At 53.2% G+C, this 18,698-nt stretch carries 13 protein-coding genes; 11 read left to right on the top strand and 2 right to left on the bottom strand.

Features of this window, described 5'->3' with window-relative positions:
• Window positions 1-8 precede the first annotated feature (8 nt).
• A complete protein-coding gene (locus KQX66_RS06695) occupies window positions 9-1,127 on the bottom strand; it encodes a mandelate racemase/muconate lactonizing enzyme family protein (protein ID WP_216791247.1) in 1,119 nt (372 codons plus the stop codon).
• 302 nt (window positions 1,128-1,429) lie between these two features.
• On the opposite strand from KQX66_RS06695, the gene KQX66_RS06690 reads away from it, so the two are divergent.
• From KQX66_RS06690 to rbsK, 9 genes are all read left to right on the top strand, one after another.
• The gene (locus KQX66_RS06690; protein WP_216791245.1) at window positions 1,430-2,134 is read left to right on the top strand and encodes a FadR/GntR family transcriptional regulator; all 705 of its coding nucleotides are present in this window, start codon (window positions 1,430-1,432) and stop codon (window positions 2,132-2,134) included.
• A gap of 112 nt (window positions 2,135-2,246) precedes the next feature.
• Window positions 2,247-3,614, top strand: a complete 1,368-nt coding sequence (locus KQX66_RS06685; RefSeq protein ID WP_216791241.1) for an acyclic terpene utilization AtuA family protein — start codon at window positions 2,247-2,249, stop codon at window positions 3,612-3,614.
• Window positions 3,615-3,618: 4 nt separating this feature from the next.
• On the top strand, window positions 3,619-3,930 hold the full coding sequence (locus KQX66_RS06680; RefSeq protein WP_054972102.1) for a DUF4387 domain-containing protein: 312 nt from the start codon (window positions 3,619-3,621) through the stop codon (window positions 3,928-3,930).
• Between the two features lie 20 nt (window positions 3,931-3,950).
• On the top strand, window positions 3,951-4,853 hold the full coding sequence (locus tag KQX66_RS06675) for an ABC transporter permease (protein ID WP_108534966.1): 903 nt from the start codon (window positions 3,951-3,953) through the stop codon (window positions 4,851-4,853).
• A 12-nt stretch (window positions 4,854-4,865) separates the two neighbouring features.
• A complete protein-coding gene (locus tag KQX66_RS06670) occupies window positions 4,866-5,750 on the top strand; it encodes a carbohydrate ABC transporter permease (RefSeq protein WP_010496619.1) in 885 nt (294 codons plus the stop codon).
• Window positions 5,751-5,780: 30 nt separating this feature from the next.
• Window positions 5,781-7,232 carry an extracellular solute-binding protein gene (locus KQX66_RS06665; protein ID WP_216791238.1) on the top strand — a complete coding sequence of 484 codons (1,452 nt, stop codon included), beginning with the start codon at window positions 5,781-5,783 and terminating at the stop codon, window positions 7,230-7,232.
• Between the two features lie 58 nt (window positions 7,233-7,290).
• Window positions 7,291-8,451, top strand: coding sequence for an ADP-ribosylglycohydrolase family protein (locus KQX66_RS06660; RefSeq protein WP_216791235.1), 1,161 nt, complete (start codon window positions 7,291-7,293; stop codon window positions 8,449-8,451).
• A gap of 217 nt (window positions 8,452-8,668) precedes the next feature.
• Entirely contained in the window at window positions 8,669-10,774 is a 2,106-nt protein-coding gene (locus tag KQX66_RS06655; RefSeq protein WP_216791232.1) for an ADP-ribosylglycohydrolase family protein, read from the top strand.
• Window positions 10,775-10,816: 42 nt separating this feature from the next.
• A complete protein-coding gene (gene rbsK, locus KQX66_RS06650; RefSeq protein WP_216791230.1) occupies window positions 10,817-11,707 on the top strand; it encodes a ribokinase in 891 nt (296 codons plus the stop codon).
• Between the two features lie 50 nt (window positions 11,708-11,757).
• Here the strand turns inward: rbsK and KQX66_RS06645 are convergent, their stop codons facing one another.
• Complete coding sequence (locus KQX66_RS06645) at window positions 11,758-13,455, bottom strand: methyl-accepting chemotaxis protein (RefSeq protein ID WP_216791227.1); 1,698 nt, start codon at window positions 13,453-13,455, stop codon at window positions 11,758-11,760.
• A gap of 361 nt (window positions 13,456-13,816) precedes the next feature.
• Between KQX66_RS06645 and essC the strand changes: the two genes are divergently transcribed.
• Window positions 13,817-18,436 carry a type VII secretion protein EssC gene (gene essC, locus KQX66_RS06640; RefSeq protein ID WP_216791223.1) on the top strand — a complete coding sequence of 1,540 codons (4,620 nt, stop codon included), beginning with the start codon at window positions 13,817-13,819 and terminating at the stop codon, window positions 18,434-18,436.
• Window positions 18,429-18,680, top strand: coding sequence for a ubiquitin family protein (locus KQX66_RS06635; RefSeq protein WP_216791220.1), 252 nt, complete (start codon window positions 18,429-18,431; stop codon window positions 18,678-18,680). The genes essC and KQX66_RS06635 overlap by 8 nt, the downstream gene beginning before the upstream one ends.
• Window positions 18,681-18,698 lie beyond the last annotated feature (18 nt).

Genomic DNA, 18,698 nt, shown 5'->3' with positions numbered 1-18,698 from the left:
CTTCGTTTTCATTGTTGTTTTAGCAAGTCTGTCCGGACGTCAATTCCCAATCCGGGTTTGGCTGTGACGCGCATGTGCCCCTCGGCCACAAATTGTTGAATCGGTGTTTTCAAGAGATCGTGCTCGTGCAGATACGCTCCGCAGATGAAATCGCTCGGATACGTGACGACGGGCGTGCCGGTTACAAAGTGAGCGCTTGCGGCAATGCCGATGCCTAATTCCAGATTGCTGCCGACCGTGCACGTCATTCCGGCGGCTTCCGCCATCGCGGCGATTTTTTTCGATTGATAGATGCCCCCGACTTTACAAACCTTCAGATTGATCACATCGGCGATCCCGAGCTTAATGGCGGTCATGGCGTCTTCCGGTCCGAATACGGCTTCGTCGATCATGATCGGCGTCTTCACTTTATCGCGAATTTCTTTTACCCCAAGCATGTTCCATTTTCGGACCGGCTGCTCGACGCATTCTACTTCGCCGGTTTCCTCGATTTCACGAATTACCCGGATGGCGGTCGGGACGTCGTACCCTTGATTGGCATCGAGGCGCAGCTTGGCCGGTTTGCCGGAATCTGCAATGGCTTTGCGGATCAGGCTGACGAGCTCGATGTCTCTCTTCGGATCTCTGCCGACTTTGATTTTGACGACGCCGAAGCCTTCGTGGATTCGCTTCATCGCTTCCTCGTAAGCATCCCGGTTGCTTTTGATGCCTACGACGTACGTTAACGGGACGGATTCGCGCGCGGTTCCGCCAATTAATTTATACAGCGGCTGATTCAAGGTTTGGCCCCACGCATCGTGGAGGGCGATGTCGATCGCCGATTTCGCGGCGGAATTCCCGTAAATGGCTTGATTCATTTTCGCATGCGCGCACGCAATCTCGTCAACCGGCAATCCGATCAGAGGCGGAGCCAGATACCGATCGTTCACCAATTTGACCGTTTCCGCGGTTTCTCCCATAAATGCCGGAGAAGGGGAGGATTCGCCGTACCCGCGAATACCGCTCTCCAGAATCACCTCGACAATAGCGTGCTGTCTTGTTGTTGCCGAATACAGGGAAATTTCCCAGGTATGGATCAGCGGAACCTCGACAATGTGCGTAATAATTTGTTTGATGGCATTAGACATGCAGATTAAGCCTCCAATCCGATTTGTGCAAAGAGTCTTTTTCATGAAATGTCGTTATATATTCGCTAATTTGCAGTGAGTTGTCTATATATACCAAAAACCTCCTTTTATGGTTTGTCGCTATATTGACGTTAATTCGTAATTCGAATATACTCCAGCCGTCCGATTGTTGTCAATGATTGATTTTTGGAGCCGTTAAACTTTTCTTGACACGCCTAATTATTGCGCTTAGTATAAAGGTGTGGGCAATTGGATGATCCAATTATCCGAAAGTAACGTTATTCGTGGAAAGGTAACGGACAATGACCATTAAGAAAATAAAATACCACCGGGTCTATGAAGATGTCATTGAGCAGATTGAAAATATCATCCTCGAAGGCAACCTTGCTCCGGGGGACGTACTGCCAACGGAGCGGGAGCTGGCCCAGGCGTTCGGCATCAGCCGCGGTACGCTGCGCGAAGCTTTCCGCATTCTGGAGCGGGAGGGACTGATCGAAACCCGTCCGGGAGGCGGCCGTTTCCTCAGCAAAAACCTGACGAAGGCGGAAGATACGAAGCGCATCCTCGAAAATATCGAGCGGGCGACGATTATCGAGCTGCTGGAGGCAAGGGAAATTTTCGAGACGGGAATTGTGGAATTGGCGGCAATGCGGGCGACCGAACAGGATATTGCGGAAATTGAAAGCGCTCTTGAGCGCTGGGGGACGATCGACAGCAGCTCCGACGATCCCGTCAATCCCGATCAGGCGTTCCATCTCTCGATCGCCAAAGCGACGCACAATGTTGTGCTGGTGAATCTGATCGATCTGCATATGGATCTTTTGCAGAAAACGCTGACCAAGACGGTCGATATCCCCGGTCGCAAAAGCGAAGTGTACAAGGAGCATTACGCCATTCTTCAAGCGATCAAGGAAAAAGATCCGGCGAAAGCCAAAGCGGCGCTCCTGCACCATCTCCAGCAGGTGAAGCAAAATGTTTCTTCGAACAAAACGGAGTCAAATGGATGATCAGCATCCTTTTGACGTTTAAATTGGACCACCCAATTACCCAATATCCAAAATTTGTGTGAGTTGGTGGAAAACAGATAATCATCGTTAGCGGATAGGGCGGAGGAGTCATATGGCAAAGGACGAGTTCAAAATTTTGGCCCCTTGCGGGATGCTGGGCTACGGGTTTCCGAAGTCCTCCTTTATGAACGGGATGGCTTACAGCCCGGATGCGATCGTGGTGGACGCCGGCTCTACCGACGCGGGACCTCATAAATTAGGCGCAGGCACGGCGATTGTCAGCAAGCAGGCCTGCAAGAAGGATCTCGAAATCATCATTACCGAGGGTGTCAAAGCAGGCATTCCGATCATCATCGGATCGGCTGGAGGAAGCGGTGCCAAGGTTCATGTGGAATGGACCCGGTCGATCGTCCTGGAGATTCTGGAAGAGCGCGGGATTCGCGGCATCAAGGTAGCGACCATCTGGGCGGACATTCCCCACGAGGTGGTGGCGGCGAAGCTGGAGGCAGGCAAGTGCGAGCCGCTGGGCCTGACCGTTGCGCCGCTGACGCCGGAACGGCTTGCGGCAACCGACCGCATCGTGGCGCAGATGGGGCACGAACCGATCGTTGCGGCGCTGGAGGAAGCGGCGGACATTATTATTTGCGGCCGCGCGTACGACCCGTCGCCTTTTGCGGCTGTCGCCATGCACCATGGCTACGATACGGCGCTTGCTTACCATCTCGGCAAAATTCTGGAGTGCGCTGCACTGTCCGCCGAGCCGGGAACGACGAAGGATTGCATGCTCGGCACCTTGAAAGCGGATTCGTTTATCGTGCAGCCGCTGAATGAGAACCGTAAATGTACGGCGGTGTCGGTGGCGGCGCACACGTTTTATGAGAAGGACCACCCGTACATTTTGCACGGGCCGGGCTTGGTGCTCAATCTGGAGCATTGCGTTTTTATGGAGCTTGGGGACGGCAGCGTCGAAGTGCGCGGCAGTCGAATCGCCGAAACTCCGGTGTACAAGATCAAGCTGGAAGGCGCGATGAAGGTGGCTTACCGCACGTTTGTCGTCGCAGGAGTCCGCGATCCGCTGCTGATTGCGAAAATCGAAGAAGTCGAAGAGCTCGTCAAGCAGCAGGTGCGCGACTATTACAGCGAGGTATCGCCGGACGACTACAAGATCCATTTTATCAACTACGGCCTCGACGGCGTGTTGGGCGAGCTGGAGCCGCAGCGTAAGCCGGCGCATGAGCTGGGAATCGTGTTCGAGGTCGTCGCCAAGACGCAGGAGCTGGCCAATGCGGTATGCAGCTCGGTGAGATCGACCTTTCTGCATTACGGGTACGAAGGAAGAAAAGCGACCGCGGGGAATTTGGCGTTTCCGTTTGCGCCCAGCGATGTGCCGTTCGGCGCGGTATACGAGTTTTCCGTTTACCACCTGATGGAAGTCTCGGACGGATTCGAAATGTTCCGGACCGATTATGAAGAGGTGTAAAACTATGAAGCTATTCGATGCGGCGGCCGTCCTGCGCAGCAAAAACAGCGGCCCCTTTGAAATAACGGTTGACGTGCTGTTCGACGATCCGTCCGTTTATTACAAAATCAAAGAGCAAGGCCTGATCAATAAAGAGCTCGTATCGCGGCTCTACAATATTGAGCAGCATAACATTACGCAGATCGTCTTCTTCGATCAGGCGCTCGGATTCAAAATAACGTTTGCGAGAAAAGTTTCGTCAGGCACCTTCCTGGACCGGGACGTGTACGGGGCGCAGCAGCACGCGCCGCTGATGGAACTGGAGATCAACTTGTGATCCGTCAGGAGGTGTAACGGATGAAAGCGTATTCGAAGCTGAATCGAATATGGGCCGATAAAGTGCTCTATCTCATGCTTCTCCCGTGTCTCGCGTATTTCGTCATTTTCCATGTATGGCCGATTATCGGCATGAAGCTGGCCTTTTACGAATACCGCATTCTTGGAGACAACGTGTACGTCGGGTTCAAATATTTCCGCGAGCTGTTCAGCACGCCCATCTTTTCCAATGTACTGGCCAATACTTTAATCATTAGCGCGATGAAAATGTTCCTTATTTTTCCGATTCCGATCCTGTTCGCGCTGATGCTCAACGAGTTCGCGAACGGTAAATTCCGCAAGGCGGTGCAGGTCGTTTCGTACTTGCCCCACTTTCTGTCGTGGGTCGTCATTGCGGGCGTTTGGTTCGAATTTCTGTCCCCGTCTACGGGGGCAGTGAACGATCTGATCAAGGCGCTCGGCTTTCCGCCTCAAGATTTCCTGACGGATAAAGGAAGCATCCGGTGGGTGCTGATTGCCAGCGAAGGCTGGCGCAGTATCGGCTGGGACTCGATTATTTTTCTGGCCGCGATCATGGGCGTCAGCCCCAGCTTGTACGAAGCGGCTTATGTGGATGGAGCGTCGCGCTGGCACATTGTCACCCGAGTCGTGCTGCCGCATCTGTACGTTCCGATGGTCACGATTTTCATCCTGAATGTCGGCTTCATTATGAATGCGGGACTTGATCAGGTATTGAACTTCACCAACGATTCCGTCAACAGCCAGATCGACATTATCGATACGTACGTCTACCGTGTCGGCTTGATCAACGGGCAATATTCGTTCGCTACAGCGGCCAACCTGTTCAAGAGCCTGATTGGCGTCGTGCTCGTGCTGTCCACTCATTTCATATCGAAGAAATTGACCTCGAAAGGCGCATGGTAAGGGGGAGCCAAGATGGTTGGCAAAAAAATAACCGTTTTCAAACTGTTGATCGGGCTGATGCTGACGCTTCTGACGCTGACGATGTTCGTGCCGATCGTGAACATATTTGCCAGAGCGTTATCGCATCCGGACCGGGTTAATCAGCTGAAAGGCTACGATCTGCTGCCCAAGGGGTTCTCGCTGATCAATTTTCAAGTCGTTCTCGGCAATCCGATTGTCGGCAAGGCGCTGATGAATTCACTGTTTATTACTATCGTAGGCACTTGCTTATGCATCTTTTTTACAACGATTGCGGCCTATGTCTTAACGCGAAAAAACTTGGTCGGCAAAACTCCGATTATGATTTTTCTGATCATCATCATGATCTTCGAGCCGGGGATCGTTCAGGAATATATGGTCATGAAGGATCTGCATCTGCTCGACAGCTTATGGTCGATGGTGCTGTACCGGATGATCAACGTGTACTACTTGATTATTATGATGCGTTTTCTGGAGGAAATTCCGGAGTCCTTGCTGGAAGCGGCCAGAATCGACGGCGCCGGGCACATGACCTTGTTTATCCGTATCGTTATGCCGCTGGCGCGCATACCGCTGCTGACGATCGGGATGTTCTACGCGATTGCAAAGTGGAACGAATTTTTCAAATCCAGCATTTTCTTGTCCAGCCGCGAGAATACGGTGCTGCAAGTGCTGCTTAGACAATTCGTTGTGGAGCGGGACACTTCGACGCTGGTCGGCGCAGCGAATTTGCTCAAGAACAACAATATCGCGCAGCTTGATTTCTCATCGCTGAAAGCGGCTACAATCGTCATTGCCATGATTCCGATTCTTATGCTCTATCCTATTATTCTCAAGTATTATACCAGCGGAGTAATGGATGGCGGCGTCAAAGAATAAACAACACAAGACATTGGGGAGGAAATAGAAATGAGAAAAGTGTTCACCCTGCTCGCAGCAAGCTTGCTGGTCATCTCCACCGCGTGCAGCTCCGGCAATTCGACAGCTCCGGGCGGTTCGGCCGCGGCGCCGTCCGGCGACCAGCCGGTCACGATTACGATCGTCGACAAGGACCTGCAGCCCGACGATCCATTGCTCAAAGGCATCGAAGCAGGTATGAAGGCCGAAGGCAAAAACGTGAAGCTGCAGCTCGTTCCCGTGCAGAGCGGCACCTACTCCGAGAAGCTGGGCCTGCTGCTGCAAAGCGGCAACATTCCCGATCTGATTTATTTCCAAGGCGGCGACTACCAATTCGCGGTCACCCAAAAAATTCTGGAAGATTTGACGCCGTACATCGAAAAATCGACGCACGTGAAAGCGTCCATGAACCCGTACAACCAGGAAAGAACGAAAAACTATCCGTATCTGGTATGGCTGTCTCCGACGAGCAGCTCGGTTCCGGTCGTGCGCCAGGATTGGTTTGACAAGACGGCCTCGGGCAAGGAGCTGCTCGTTAACCCGACCGTGGACAACTACTACAACTTCTTCAAAGAGCTGAAAGATAAGAACGGCGCGAAATTCGCGTATACGACAGCCGGTACGCTCGACGAGCTTGACGCCACATTTGGGCAAGCATTCGGACTGACTTCCACTTGGCTGAAGGGCGAGGACGGCAAGTACGCGTTCGGCAAAACGACCTCCTTCGAGAAAGACAAGCTGGAGTTTTATGCGAAGCTGTACAAGGACGGCCTGCTTGATCCCGAGTTCTTGACTAAAAAATGGGATACGAAGGAAAAAGCGTTCTACGACGGTCAAGCTGGGGTTATTGCAGGAACGCAAGGGAAAGTTATCGACCTGTACAACACGAAATCGACGTCTCAGAACGGAGCCACTGCAAAGGTAATGCCTCTGCCGCCGGCAAAAGGGAAAGGCCAAGGGTACACTCCGGTTGACGTGAGCAAGGAGAGCCGTGGCTTCGCGATTGCCAAAACGGCCAAAAATAAAGAGATGGCCTTCGCCGTCTTGGAGTATCTGGCCAGCCCGAAAGGTCAACTGCTGGATAAGCTCGGCATCGAAGGCAATCAATATACCGTCGTCGACAACAAAATCAAGCTGACGGCCAAATCGGCCGAATGGTATCCGCGGTTCGTCGAGTCGACCGTGAACTTCAAGCCGGAGTTCGATCCGTCGACGCCGTACCTGTCCGAGCCGGCGGCGAAATCGCTGGATATGATGTCCAAGCTGTCCAAAAAAGATAACAGCTTCATCATTCCTGCGGAGCTCGCAGCTAAATGGGACGCCTGCAACGCGCTATACAAAGAATTTGCCGCCAACGTGGTGACGGGCAAGAAAACGATCGCGGATTTCGATCAGTTCGTGCAAGCCTGGAACGCCGCAGGCGGCAAGGAAATGACGGATTACGCCAACCAAACAATAAAATAAACGGCCGGTCAAGTGCGGGGCGGAGGCCTCGCACTTCCTGCGGAGGGGAGAGGAACCGATGCTGTCTTTTGCGGATCGGGTGAAAGGCGTCGTCTTCGGAACGGCGTATGGCGATGCGATGGGCGCGGTCGTGGAGAAAATGACCTACGGTCAAATTAAAGAAAAATACGGCCGTGTCGAAACGACGAAGACGAAATGGTGGAAAGCGGATTGGCCGGAAACGTCGCGGCTCGGCCGAATGCGCGGTCAGGGGATCGTAACGGACGACACGCTCATGACGCTGGCGCTGATGAACGTGTACTGCACGGAGCGCCGGCATCTGGACGCCTACGATATGGCGAACGAATTTGTGAAGGAAATTGCCTTCCGACCTAGATATATTCCGGAGTTCGGCCGTGAGGCGCTTATTTTGGACCGGTTGTTTTATCCGGAGAAGCATATTTTCAACCGGCACGTGCTTGCGAACTGCGAGCCCCGCGAGGGCGGTTACGGCAATATGGTCAACTGCGGAGCGGCCATGTACATCGCTCCCGTCGGCATCGTGAACGCCTGCAACCCGAAGGGGGCGTACGACGAAGCGATTTTGTTCGCCTCCGGCCATCAAATCAGCTACGGGCTGGAAGCGGCGGGTGTGATGGCCTCCTGCGTCGCCAAAGCGTTCGAGCCGGGCGTCACGGTCCATGATGTGGCGGAAACCGCGGTGTATTACGCCAAGGACGGCACGAAGCGGGCCATTTACGCGCTTTGCGAGAAGGCCCTGCTCCTGCAAGCGGATAAAGCGGACCGGGACAAGGTCGTCCATGCTTTACACGAAGTGATGGCGGTCTACTCTCCGATGCGCGACGACGTTAACCGGAGCATTGATAAAGTCGGCATCCCTTCCAATCATTACACGCCAAGCCGGTTGTTCTCCATCGAGGAGCTGCCGCTGGCGCTGGCGTACATGGTCCTGCACGACGGCGATTTTCTGGAGGCGGTCAAGGACGGCGTAAGCTCCGGCCGCGATACGGATTCGATCGGCGTCATGATCGGCGCGATTCTGGGCGCGATGCAGGGCGTCCGGGCCATCCCGGACGCCGAGATCGTGGTGTTGGAAGAAGTGAATAAGCAGGATATGGCGGGAAGCTGCGACCGGTTTATCGAAGCGGCCGCGGCGATTATTCAAGAGGATCTGGAATTGAACAGCAAGCGGCAGAAGTTTTTGGAAGTCCAGAAGTGATCATTACAATAATAGAGAAACATACGAGAGGCGGGGTATCGACTGGAGGAGCGATAGCGTTCGCCTTTGTCCGCGGGAAATGTCCGCTGTAAGCGGCTTCCAATCCAAATTTCCTGCGGACAAGAGTGACCGGAAGTGGATACCCTGCCCCCACGTAACATCTATTATCGAATTTGACTCCTTCCAGGCTCATTATTTTAAAGGCGGTGCACGGAACATGATTCCTTCGAATTATTTAGAGAAAGTTTACGCAGGTTATTTGGGCATGAATATCGGCATAAGGCTGGGCGCGCCGGTGGAGCCGACGATCTGGACCTATGAGCGGATCAAAAATACGTACGGCGAGATTACGGACTACGTGAAGGAATTCAAAAACTTCGCTGCCGATGACGACGCGAACGGTCCGTACTATTTTCTGCGGGCCTTGTATGACGACGCGGTCGACCGCGATATTACCCCGAACGACGTGGCTCGCGCTTGGCTGAACTACGCCCGTGAAGGCATCGGGATGTTCTGGTGGGGCGGCTATGGCGTCAGCACGGAGCATACGGCGTACATCAACCTGAAAAAAGGAATTCCGGCCCCGCAATCCGGCTCCATCGAGCAGAACGGGCTTATTATCGCCGAGCAGATCGGCGGGCAAATTTTCATCGATACGTGGGGCTTGGTCAATCCCTGCAATCCGAAAAAAGCCGCCGATTTCGGCGAAGCTGCGGCCCGCGTATCGCACGACGGCGAAGGGGTGCTGGGCGCGAGATTTTTCTGCGCGGCGATCTCCAAAGCGTTCGAAACATCGGATATCCGTGAGATTATCGAAGCGGGGCTCGCTCAAATTCCGGCGGATTCCCTCTATGCGCGAGTGTCGAGAGCGGTGCTGGAATTCCACGCGCAGCAGCCGGACGACTTCCGGGCTTGCCGAGATATGCTCGAAAGAGACTGGGGCTACGAAAAATATACCGGCGTGTGCCATATTATTCCAAATGCTGGTGTCTGCGTGCTGTCGATGATATACGGTCAGGGCGACTTCAACCGGACGGTGGAAATCGCCACGATGTGCGGCTGGGATACCGATTGCAATGCGGGCAACGTCGGCACCGTGCTCGGCGTCGCATGCGGCCTGGAAGGCATCGCGGACAAGTACCGCAAGCCGATCAATGACTCCATCGTGATGTCGGGTATCTCCGGCTACCTGAACATTTTGGATATTCCTACGTATGCCAAGGAATTGACGATTTTGGGTTACCGTCTGGCGAAGGAGCCGTGCCCGCAGGAAATCGTCGACAGCTTTACGGAACGGGACATTTATTTTGATTTCGAGCTCCCGGGGTCGACGCACAATATCCGGGTATCCGATCCGTTCTTCTGCCAGGCACGGCACTCGACGGAGAAAGCTTTCCGCGGAACCGGCTCGCTCGAAGTTATCTTTGACCGCATGACCCGCGGCGAGAAGTCGAAAGTCTTTTATAAGCCCTACTACACCCGCGCCGACTTCAGCGACGAGCGGTATTCGCCGACGTTTGCGCCGAGAGCGTATTCGGGTCAGAAAGTATCGATGAACATTTATCTGGATCAATGGGGCGGCAACGAAACGATGGGCATTGCTCCTTACGTCCGGTTGCACAAAAGCAAGAAGGAGCTCGTCCAAGGCTATGTCAAGCTCGTAAATCAAGAGTGGATAGAGGTGGAGTTCGTCATCCCGGATTCGGAAGGCGAGCTGATCGACGAGGTCGGCATCGTGCTCGAATCGTATTCGACGCGCAAGCCGAAAAGCCTGGGCCGCATCTTTATCGACGAATTCCGGATTTCCGGCAAAGCGGACTACACGATCGATTTCCGCAAACAGTCGGGCGATTTTGGCTGCGTGACGCCGTTTGCCCATAATCACGGCGCCTGGAGTCTGGTGGACGGCTCGATGTATCTGATGACCGCCGAGCCTAGCGAAGCGTATACGGGGAACTATTTTGCCACGGATTATTCCGTAACCTTGGACCTGAATCCGCAAATCGGCGATTCGCACCTGGTGGCGGTTCGCGCCCAAGGAGCGATGCGCGGGTATCACGCGGGCTTTGACGGCAAAGATCAAGTCTCCCTCTACCTGAACGATTTCGGTTATACTAAACTGACCGGAGCCAGCTACCCATGGCAGTTTGGTCAGAACTATGAATTCAAGGTGACGGTGCAAGGGCAGGTCATCACGCTGTTCATCAACGGGGAGCAAGTCCTGCAGCATACGGACGGTACGTTCGGCTACGGCATGTACGGAGTCAGCACCCTTGGCGCGGCGAGAGCCTACTACAGCAATATCCGGGTCACGGAGCTCTAGAAGTCCGGTCCGGTGAATTTGTAACGAAGAGGGCGGAATCCGATGAAAATTATGGTTGTTGGCAGTGCAAATATGGATATGGTCATGCGGACGAGCCGTCTTCCCGAAATCGGGGAGACGATGCGGGGCGACGGATTTTTCCTCGCTCCCGGCGGCAAAGGGGCCAATCAAGCGGTCGCTTGCGCCAAGATGGGCGCCGAAACGTGGTTTATGGGGAAGGTGGGCGACGATATTTTCGGCCAGTCCCTAATTGATCGGCTTAGCGGCTTCGGTGTGCGCACGGACTTCCTCAAGGGCGAGCAGAACGTGACGACGGGCGTGGCCGCCATCACCGTATGCAACGGAAACAACAGCATCATTCTCGACGGCGGAGCCAACAGCGAAGTCTCTCCCGGATATATTCGAGGGTACCAGCAGGAGCTGCTTTCGGCTGCGGCCGTCATGCTGCAGCTGGAAATTCCGATGGAGACGGTTTACGAGGTTATTCGTTTGGTGAAAGGCCAAGTGCCGATTTTCCTGAATCCGGCGCCTGCGGTTCCGATCGAGGATGCAGTTTTGCAGGGCGTGGATTATTTTACGCCGAACGAAATCGAATGCCGCATCTACACGGGTGTCGAGATCCGGAGCACCGACGATGCTTTGGAGGCATTGAATAAGCTGCGGGCCAAAGGGATTCGTTATCCGCTCATTACGCTCGGAGAAAAGGGCATCGTGTATTATAACGGAACGGAGAACGTCTACAAGGAAGCGCGCAAGGTTGAAGCCATCGACACGACGGCGGCCGGGGACACGTTCTCCGGTACGCTGGCCGCGATGATCATCGCCGGCAAAAGCATGGACGAAGCGGTGGATATTGCCCAGCGCGCCTCGTCCATTGCGGTGACCCGTTTGGGAGCGCAGGATGCGATCCCTATGTTGTCGGAAGTATTATAGGTTGGCCTAAGCACTTGCTTGCAAAAGCAGGTGCTTTTTTGCGAACAGCCCTACAGCCGGAAGCGGCGGATACTCTCGCGAAGCTCTCCCGCAAGCAGTGTCAGCGACTCGGCGCTGCCGGAGATGCGTTCCATCGATGCGAACTGCTCGTTGGAAGCGGCGGCGACGCTTTCCGTGCTGTCGCTGGAGGTCTGGGCGATCATCGCCGTGGACGTGACCGAGGCGGTAATCTGCTCGGTGGTCGCCGCCATTTCTTCCGCCGTGGCGGACACTTCCTGAATATGTCCGTTCAACTGCTCGATCGAAGCGGCGATGTCCCGGAAGCTGCGGCCGGAGTCGCTCACCAGATGAATGCCTGCCGTGACCTGCTCCGTAACCTCGCGGATCGCTCCGGCCGTTTCTTTCGTTTCCTCTTGAATCAAGCGGATGCGCTGGGTAATGTCCTTGGCGGCCGCTTCGGATTGGGTGGCCAGCTTCTTCACCTCGGCGGCGACGACCGCGAAGCCTTTGCCGCTTTCTCCGGCTCTTGCCGCTTCAATCGAAGCGTTCAAGGCCAGCAAATTCGTCTGATAAGCGATTTCGGAGATCAATTTCACAATCCCTCCGATTTCGTCGGATCGTTTGCTCAACCGTTCCATGCGTTCCGAGGTCTGCGTGGTTGTTGTGGAAATGGCGTTCATCTGCTCTTCCGCTTCGTCCATCGACTCCGTGCCTTTCACCGCATTGGCGGCTGTCGTTTGGAACTGCTCCGCCATGTCCGAGGTTGCCTCCGAAATCCGGCCGATCCCTGCGGCCATTTCTTCCATGACGACGGCGGTTTCTTTCGAGGTCGTCAGCTGTGCCTGCGCTCCTCCGGCTACCTGACGGGAGGCGTCGGCAATCTGCTGCGCGGCGATCGTTGTTTGGCTGGCATCGGCCGCCAGCGAATCGGCCAACTGCGTGACCTGGTGCGAAGCTTCCGAAGAGCGGCTGATCGCCGTATGAAGCTCGCGGACCATGCGGTTCAGAGCGTCGGCCAACTGGCCGATTTCATCGCGGCTTTTCACGGACAGCGGCGGAACGGTCAGGTCGCCGTCTGCGACCCGTACGATACTGCCGGTAACCAGACGCAGCGGGCGGGCAATCAGGAGGAGGAACAACGTGCTGATTCCGAACGCGACAGCCACGCTGATCCCGAGAATGACATATACCCAGATCAGGCTATCCTTATATGCTTTTTTTGCTTCCAGTGCGGAGGTTTCAGCCTGCTTGTGGTTCCATTCGACCAGACTGGTCAAATGCTTTTGCATTTCGTCGAAAATACGGTGGCCGGCATCGATCAGGATCATGGCTTGCTGGGGGTTGCTGCGGCTGGTGACTAACGTTCTTTGCGTGTTCTTTTTGAATTCGTCCCAACTTCCCTTGAAGGAAGCAAAGTTGCTTCGTTCTTCGTCGGCCGTGATCTGGGACTCGTACTGCTGCACGGTCGATTCGACCAAGGCGTAGCTTGTGCCGATTTCATCCTCGAGGGTTTTGCGCGCCGCAGCATCGGTACTGTCTTTGTGGCGGAACACCAGGTTAAGCACATGCTCTGTCTCAAAATAAATCCGGTTGATTTCTTTCACCTTAGGCATCGAGTTTTCGGTAACCTGCTCAACGCGGTTTTGGATAAACATCATTCGGTTTAAAGCAAGAACGGCGGTGATGGTAGTAAGAAGCAACATGGTAATGAATCCCAAAGCAAGCTTTCTACTGACAGTCCAGCGCATCGTACGAGCCCCCTCGGCTATGCTATTTTTATATTGGATATGCTTTTCAGAATAAAATCAATTCGACAATCCATTGGTAAATTCCTTCTTATTCCAGCCCGTTTCGCAGCCGTTACGTCGTTTTTTTGTATAAAGTTTCTATTAATTTCTGTGACATCCAGCGTATTGATATGTTTGTCGAATAAAAATCCCTATTGCAGATTTTGGGAGAAAATGATACTATACAACCAATGATCGAAAGCGGAAGCACCGCCTTATTCATGTGTATTTGGCCATGGATAGGGCGGTTTTTTTGTGCTCTGAAATAGAAAATTTTGTAATATTTCATCCGATCATCTGTTCGTAAGAAGGAGAGTGACCCATGCAGCTATCCTTGCTAAAGGAAAATGAAATCCATACATGCGTGCTGCCTGACAAGAAGTCCGGGCAGTATTGGGTCACTCAAACGGACCTTCTGGGGTATGAGGAACGGGTGATCGGGGTCGAAGGCGTGGACGGCCAATGGATTCTCAAGTCGAATCAGCATGCGGTCATCCTGGATGCCGGGAGCCGCAAAATAAAGGAGCTTGCCGTCGAGCCCCTGACCATCTATAGCATCCTTCTGAAGAAAACGGATGAAATTGCGATTTTGTTCGCCGAACCGGTGTCTGCCGACCGTAAAGTATTCCAAAGGTTCAGCTTGCCCGGTAGAGGGAAAATAAAGATCGGTCGAGCGGACGGCTGCGAGATCAGGTACGCGAACAGGTATACGTCCTCCGTTCATGCGGAGCTGTTCATTTCCGAAACGTCGATCGCCATTCGGGATACGGGCAGCTCGAACGGAACGTTTGTGAACGGGAAGCGGACGACGGAGCAGATCCTTAAATTCGGAGATACGATCTATATCATCGGCTTGAAGATCATTGTCGGCAGCGGATTCATTGCCATGAATAATCCGGACGGCCAGGTGAGCTGTAATCCTAATGTTCTTAGACCATGCGTTAAACCATATCCTGGGGTCCCGAATACGGAGGATGAAATCGACGAAGAGGTACCGGAAGGCGATTTGTTTTACCGTTCTCCAAGGTTTATCAGGGAAATCGACCGTGTCGAGATCAAGATCGACGCTCCGCCGCCCCAGGTGAATCTGGAACAAACTCCGCTTATGCTCATGCTCGGTCCGTCCATTACGATGGGCATGGCCTCCTTGTTCACAGGGCTTTATTCTCTGCATAATGCACTGCAATCCAACGGCAAAATCATGAATGCGATGCCTACCCTTGTCATGTCCTTCAGCGTCCTGCTGGGTACGATTCTATGGCCCGTTTTGACGAGACGCCACGAAGCTAAGAAGAGACTCAAGCAGGAGAGAATTCGGCGAGAAAAATACAAGCGTTATATTCAAGAGGTTCGAGAGAGGATAAGGGATGTTGGAGAAAGCCAGCGCCAGGTCCTGCATGAAAATCTGATTACCCTTGAGGAGTGCGTTTCGCGAATCAAGCTGCGCAAGCGTACCTTATGGGAGCGGACCCGCAGACAAAACGATTTTTTGAAGGTTCGCCTTGGATTGGGCAATGTGCCGCTCCAGGTTGTGCTGAAATTTCCGGAGAGAAGATTTTCCCTCGAAGACGACGGGCTTCAAGAGGAGCTGTATCGGCTCATGGAGGAGCCGAAAATGCTGGAGCAGGTTCCTATACCGTTTTCGCTAACGGAGGATTGGATTAGCGGGATGATCGGCACGAGAGTTGAAGTTGTCGATGCGGTCAAAGGGTTAATCGTCCAGCTTGCGGCGCTCCATAGTTATGATGAATTAAAGCTTGTTTTTATCTATGACAAGAAGGAAGGGAAAACGTGGGAGTTCGTAAAATGGCTGCCTCACGTTTGGAGCGACGATAAGTCCATTCGCTTTATTGCGACGGAGCCGGGTGAGGTAAAGGAGCTTTCCGTCTTTTTCGAAAAAGAAATCGCCCGAAGAGAGAACATAGCTGCGGAGGAAGAGCTTAAGGAGGTCGTGCCGCACTACGTCATCTTCGCAATCGATAAGAGCCTGGCCGGCAAGGCGGAGATGATGAATGGTATCAGGAAGCACAAAAATAATATAGGCCTTAGCGTGATCCATCTGTATGACGAGTTGAAAAACTTGCCCAAAGAGTGCTCGCTTGTCGTGGATTTTGAGGGAAGTCATTCGAAAATATATGACAAGGACGACACCTCCGGGAAGCATATTGCGTTTCAGCCTCATCCGTATATTATTCAGGACGAGCTCCGGCTTGCCGTGCAATTGGCCAATATTCAACTGGATACTTCGGGAGCGGGTTATGAACTGCCTGCCATGCTGACATTTCTGGACTTGTTCGAGGTAGGCAAGGTCGAGCATCTGAATGCGCTGACGAGGTGGCGGGATCATGATCCTACCTTGTCGCTCCAAACCCCGATCGGGGTGGATACGACCGGTGAACGGTTTTACCTGGACTTGCATGAGAAATATCATGGTCCGCATGGCTTGATTGCGGGGATGACTGGCTCCGGGAAAAGCGAATTGATTATGACGTTCATTCTTTCGCTCGCCGTGAACTATCATCCGCATGAGGTCGCTTTTATTCTGATCGACTACAAAGGCGGCGGTATGGCCGGTGCCTTTGCGAATTTGCCTCATCTGGCGGGAACGATTACGAACTTAGACGGCGCGGCGGTTAAGCGGTCGTTGATTTCCATCCAAAGCGAGCTAAAGCGAAGACAAGCGATCTTTAGCGAAACGAGCAAGCGGTTGAACATGAGCAACATGGACATCTACAAGTATCAGAGGCTGTGCCGGGACGGGAAAGTCATGGAGCCGCTGCAGCACTTGTTTATCGTTTCGGACGAGTTCGCGGAATTGAAGACACAGCAGCCTGAATTCATGGAGCAGCTGGTTAGCGCAGCACGTATCGGCAGAAGCTTGGGCATTCATTTGATCTTGGCAACCCAGAAACCATCCGGAGTGGTGGATGATCAGATTTGGAGCAACAGCAAGTTTCGCATTTGTCTTAAGGTGCAAGAGAAGGCCGATAGTATGGACGTGATCAAAAGGCCGGATGCGGCCGAGCTATCCGTCACTGGGAGGTTCTATGTCCAGATTGGCTTCAACGAGCTGTTTGAGCTTGGTCAATCCGCTTGGGGAGGGTCGCCTTATTATCCGACAGATCGGATTGAGAAAGCCAGGGATGAGAGCGTGACCGTCATCGACAACCTGGGACGTATCGTGAAACAAGTTAAAATCGATAAGCGCAAGGCACAGTTTCATAACCCGACCAAGCAACTGGACGAGGTGAACCGCTACTTGGCGGCCATCGCCACGGAAGAACGCATCAGCGTCCGTCCCCTCTGGCTGGACCCGCTTCCGGAATTCATTTTTCTTGACGAGCTCAGAGAGAGTCATCAGGCTTCGCAACAAGGCCACGGTGTACTAAATCCCGTGATCGGCCAAGTGGACGATCCTGCCAACCAGCGGCAGTTTACGATGACATTTCCACTGTCCAAGGAAGGAAATGCGGTGATTTACGGTGCGGCAGGAAGCGGGAAAACGACCTTTTTGACCACGTTGCTGTACTCGCTGATGGAGGAGCATACGCCGTCCGAGCTCCATGTATATATTTTGGATTTCGCTTCCGAGACCTTGCGTGCCTTCGCCAAAGCGCCGCATGTGGGCGATGTCGTGCTCTCGCACGAAGTGGAGAAAATCAATAATTTGTTCAAGATGCTGTATCAAGAGACCGCGGATCGGAAAAAGCGGTTCGCAGATTATGGCGGCGATTACCAGTCCTACATGAGATCGGCACAGACTGCCGTTCCTTCCATTGTCGTTGTCGTTCATAACTACTCGGCGTTCGCGGAGCTGTTCGAAGAAAAGGAAGAAGCGACGGCCTATTTAACGAGGGAAGGCTTGAAGTATGGGATTTACTTTATCTTGTCCGCGTTGAATACGGGCGCGGTCCGATACCGGGTTTTGCAAAATTTTAAACAATTGTATGCGCTGCAGCTTAACGATGCCGCCGACTATTCCAGCGTGCTCGGCAATGTGGAAGGTGTCTACCCTTCCAAGTTCAAGGGGAGAGGCATTATGAAATCCGATCGGGTATATGAATTTCAAATCGCGCACACACATCGCGATGTGGAAAACCGCTTCGAGCATATTCGCAAATATGGAGAAGAGTACGCCGCTGGATGGACAGAGCCGGTCGCAAAAAGAATTCCGATTCTGCCCGAGCTCATTGATGTGAATTTCTTGATGGACGAGATCAAGTACGGCAAGGCCGGGAAAATTCCGGTGGGCGTGGAGAAGGACAGTCTACAGCCGGCTTGCTTTCACTTTGGCCAGCATTACATCCAGCTTGTGCTGTCTCAAAATAACGACAATGCGGGCTTTATCCAAGGGCTGGCCGAGGTCCTGTCGGCTAAAGCGGAAGCCGAAGTTGCCGTCATCGATCCGGACAACAAGCTGGTGGATGACGAGTTCAAAACCTATACCCATTATGGAAATCCAACGAATTGGGACCAAGTTGTTGCACAGTTATTTAGCACCCTCGTCCATCGTAACAATACGTACAAGGATGCGATGGCCGCCGGCGAACCGGCTCCGGTTTTTGCCAAACAGACTTGGATCGTTCACTCCCTGACAAGTTTGAACTCGCGAATCTCCGAGGATTCCAAGGATAAGCTCCGGGTTCTTCTGGAGAAAGGCGAGACGACGTATCAAGTGAACTTCATTATCTGTGAACGCGTCTCGGTGATTTCGTCCATTTCCTATGAACCTTGGTTTAAGGCAAAAGTGGTCCTCAACGAGGGGATTTGGCTGGAGAACGGCATAGCGGATCAATACCAGCTCAAGATCGGGAAGCTCACAAGCGAGCTGTACCAGGATATTGGAGACGACTTCGGCTATATCGTGACGAACGGAAAGCCGGTCCTCATGAAGCTGTTGACATCGCCCTTGCATCTCAAGGAGGATGATTCCGATGGATAAAATACTGGTTGAAGTATTTGTACCGGCTTTAACCCGGACCTATGACGTATATATCCCCCTCACGACCAAGCTTTGGGAGGTCGAGACGTTATTAACCGGTGCGATTGCCGAGTTATCCAATGGTTATTTTGCTCCAACCCGCGATACGGTTTTGTGTGAGAGAATAACCGGGTCCGTTTTGGATATTGGCATGTCAGCTCACGAATCGGGGCTTCATAACGGTTCCCGGCTGATGTTAATATAAAACCTTTATTACCGAGAG

It is taken from the genome of Paenibacillus oleatilyticus, assembly GCF_018998565.1.
GTDB classification, from domain to species: domain Bacteria; phylum Bacillota; class Bacilli; order Paenibacillales; family NBRC-103111; genus Paenibacillus_G; species Paenibacillus_G oleatilyticus.
The sequence above is the reverse complement of the archived record's forward strand: the minus strand, read 5'-3'. Positions and strand labels throughout refer to the sequence as shown.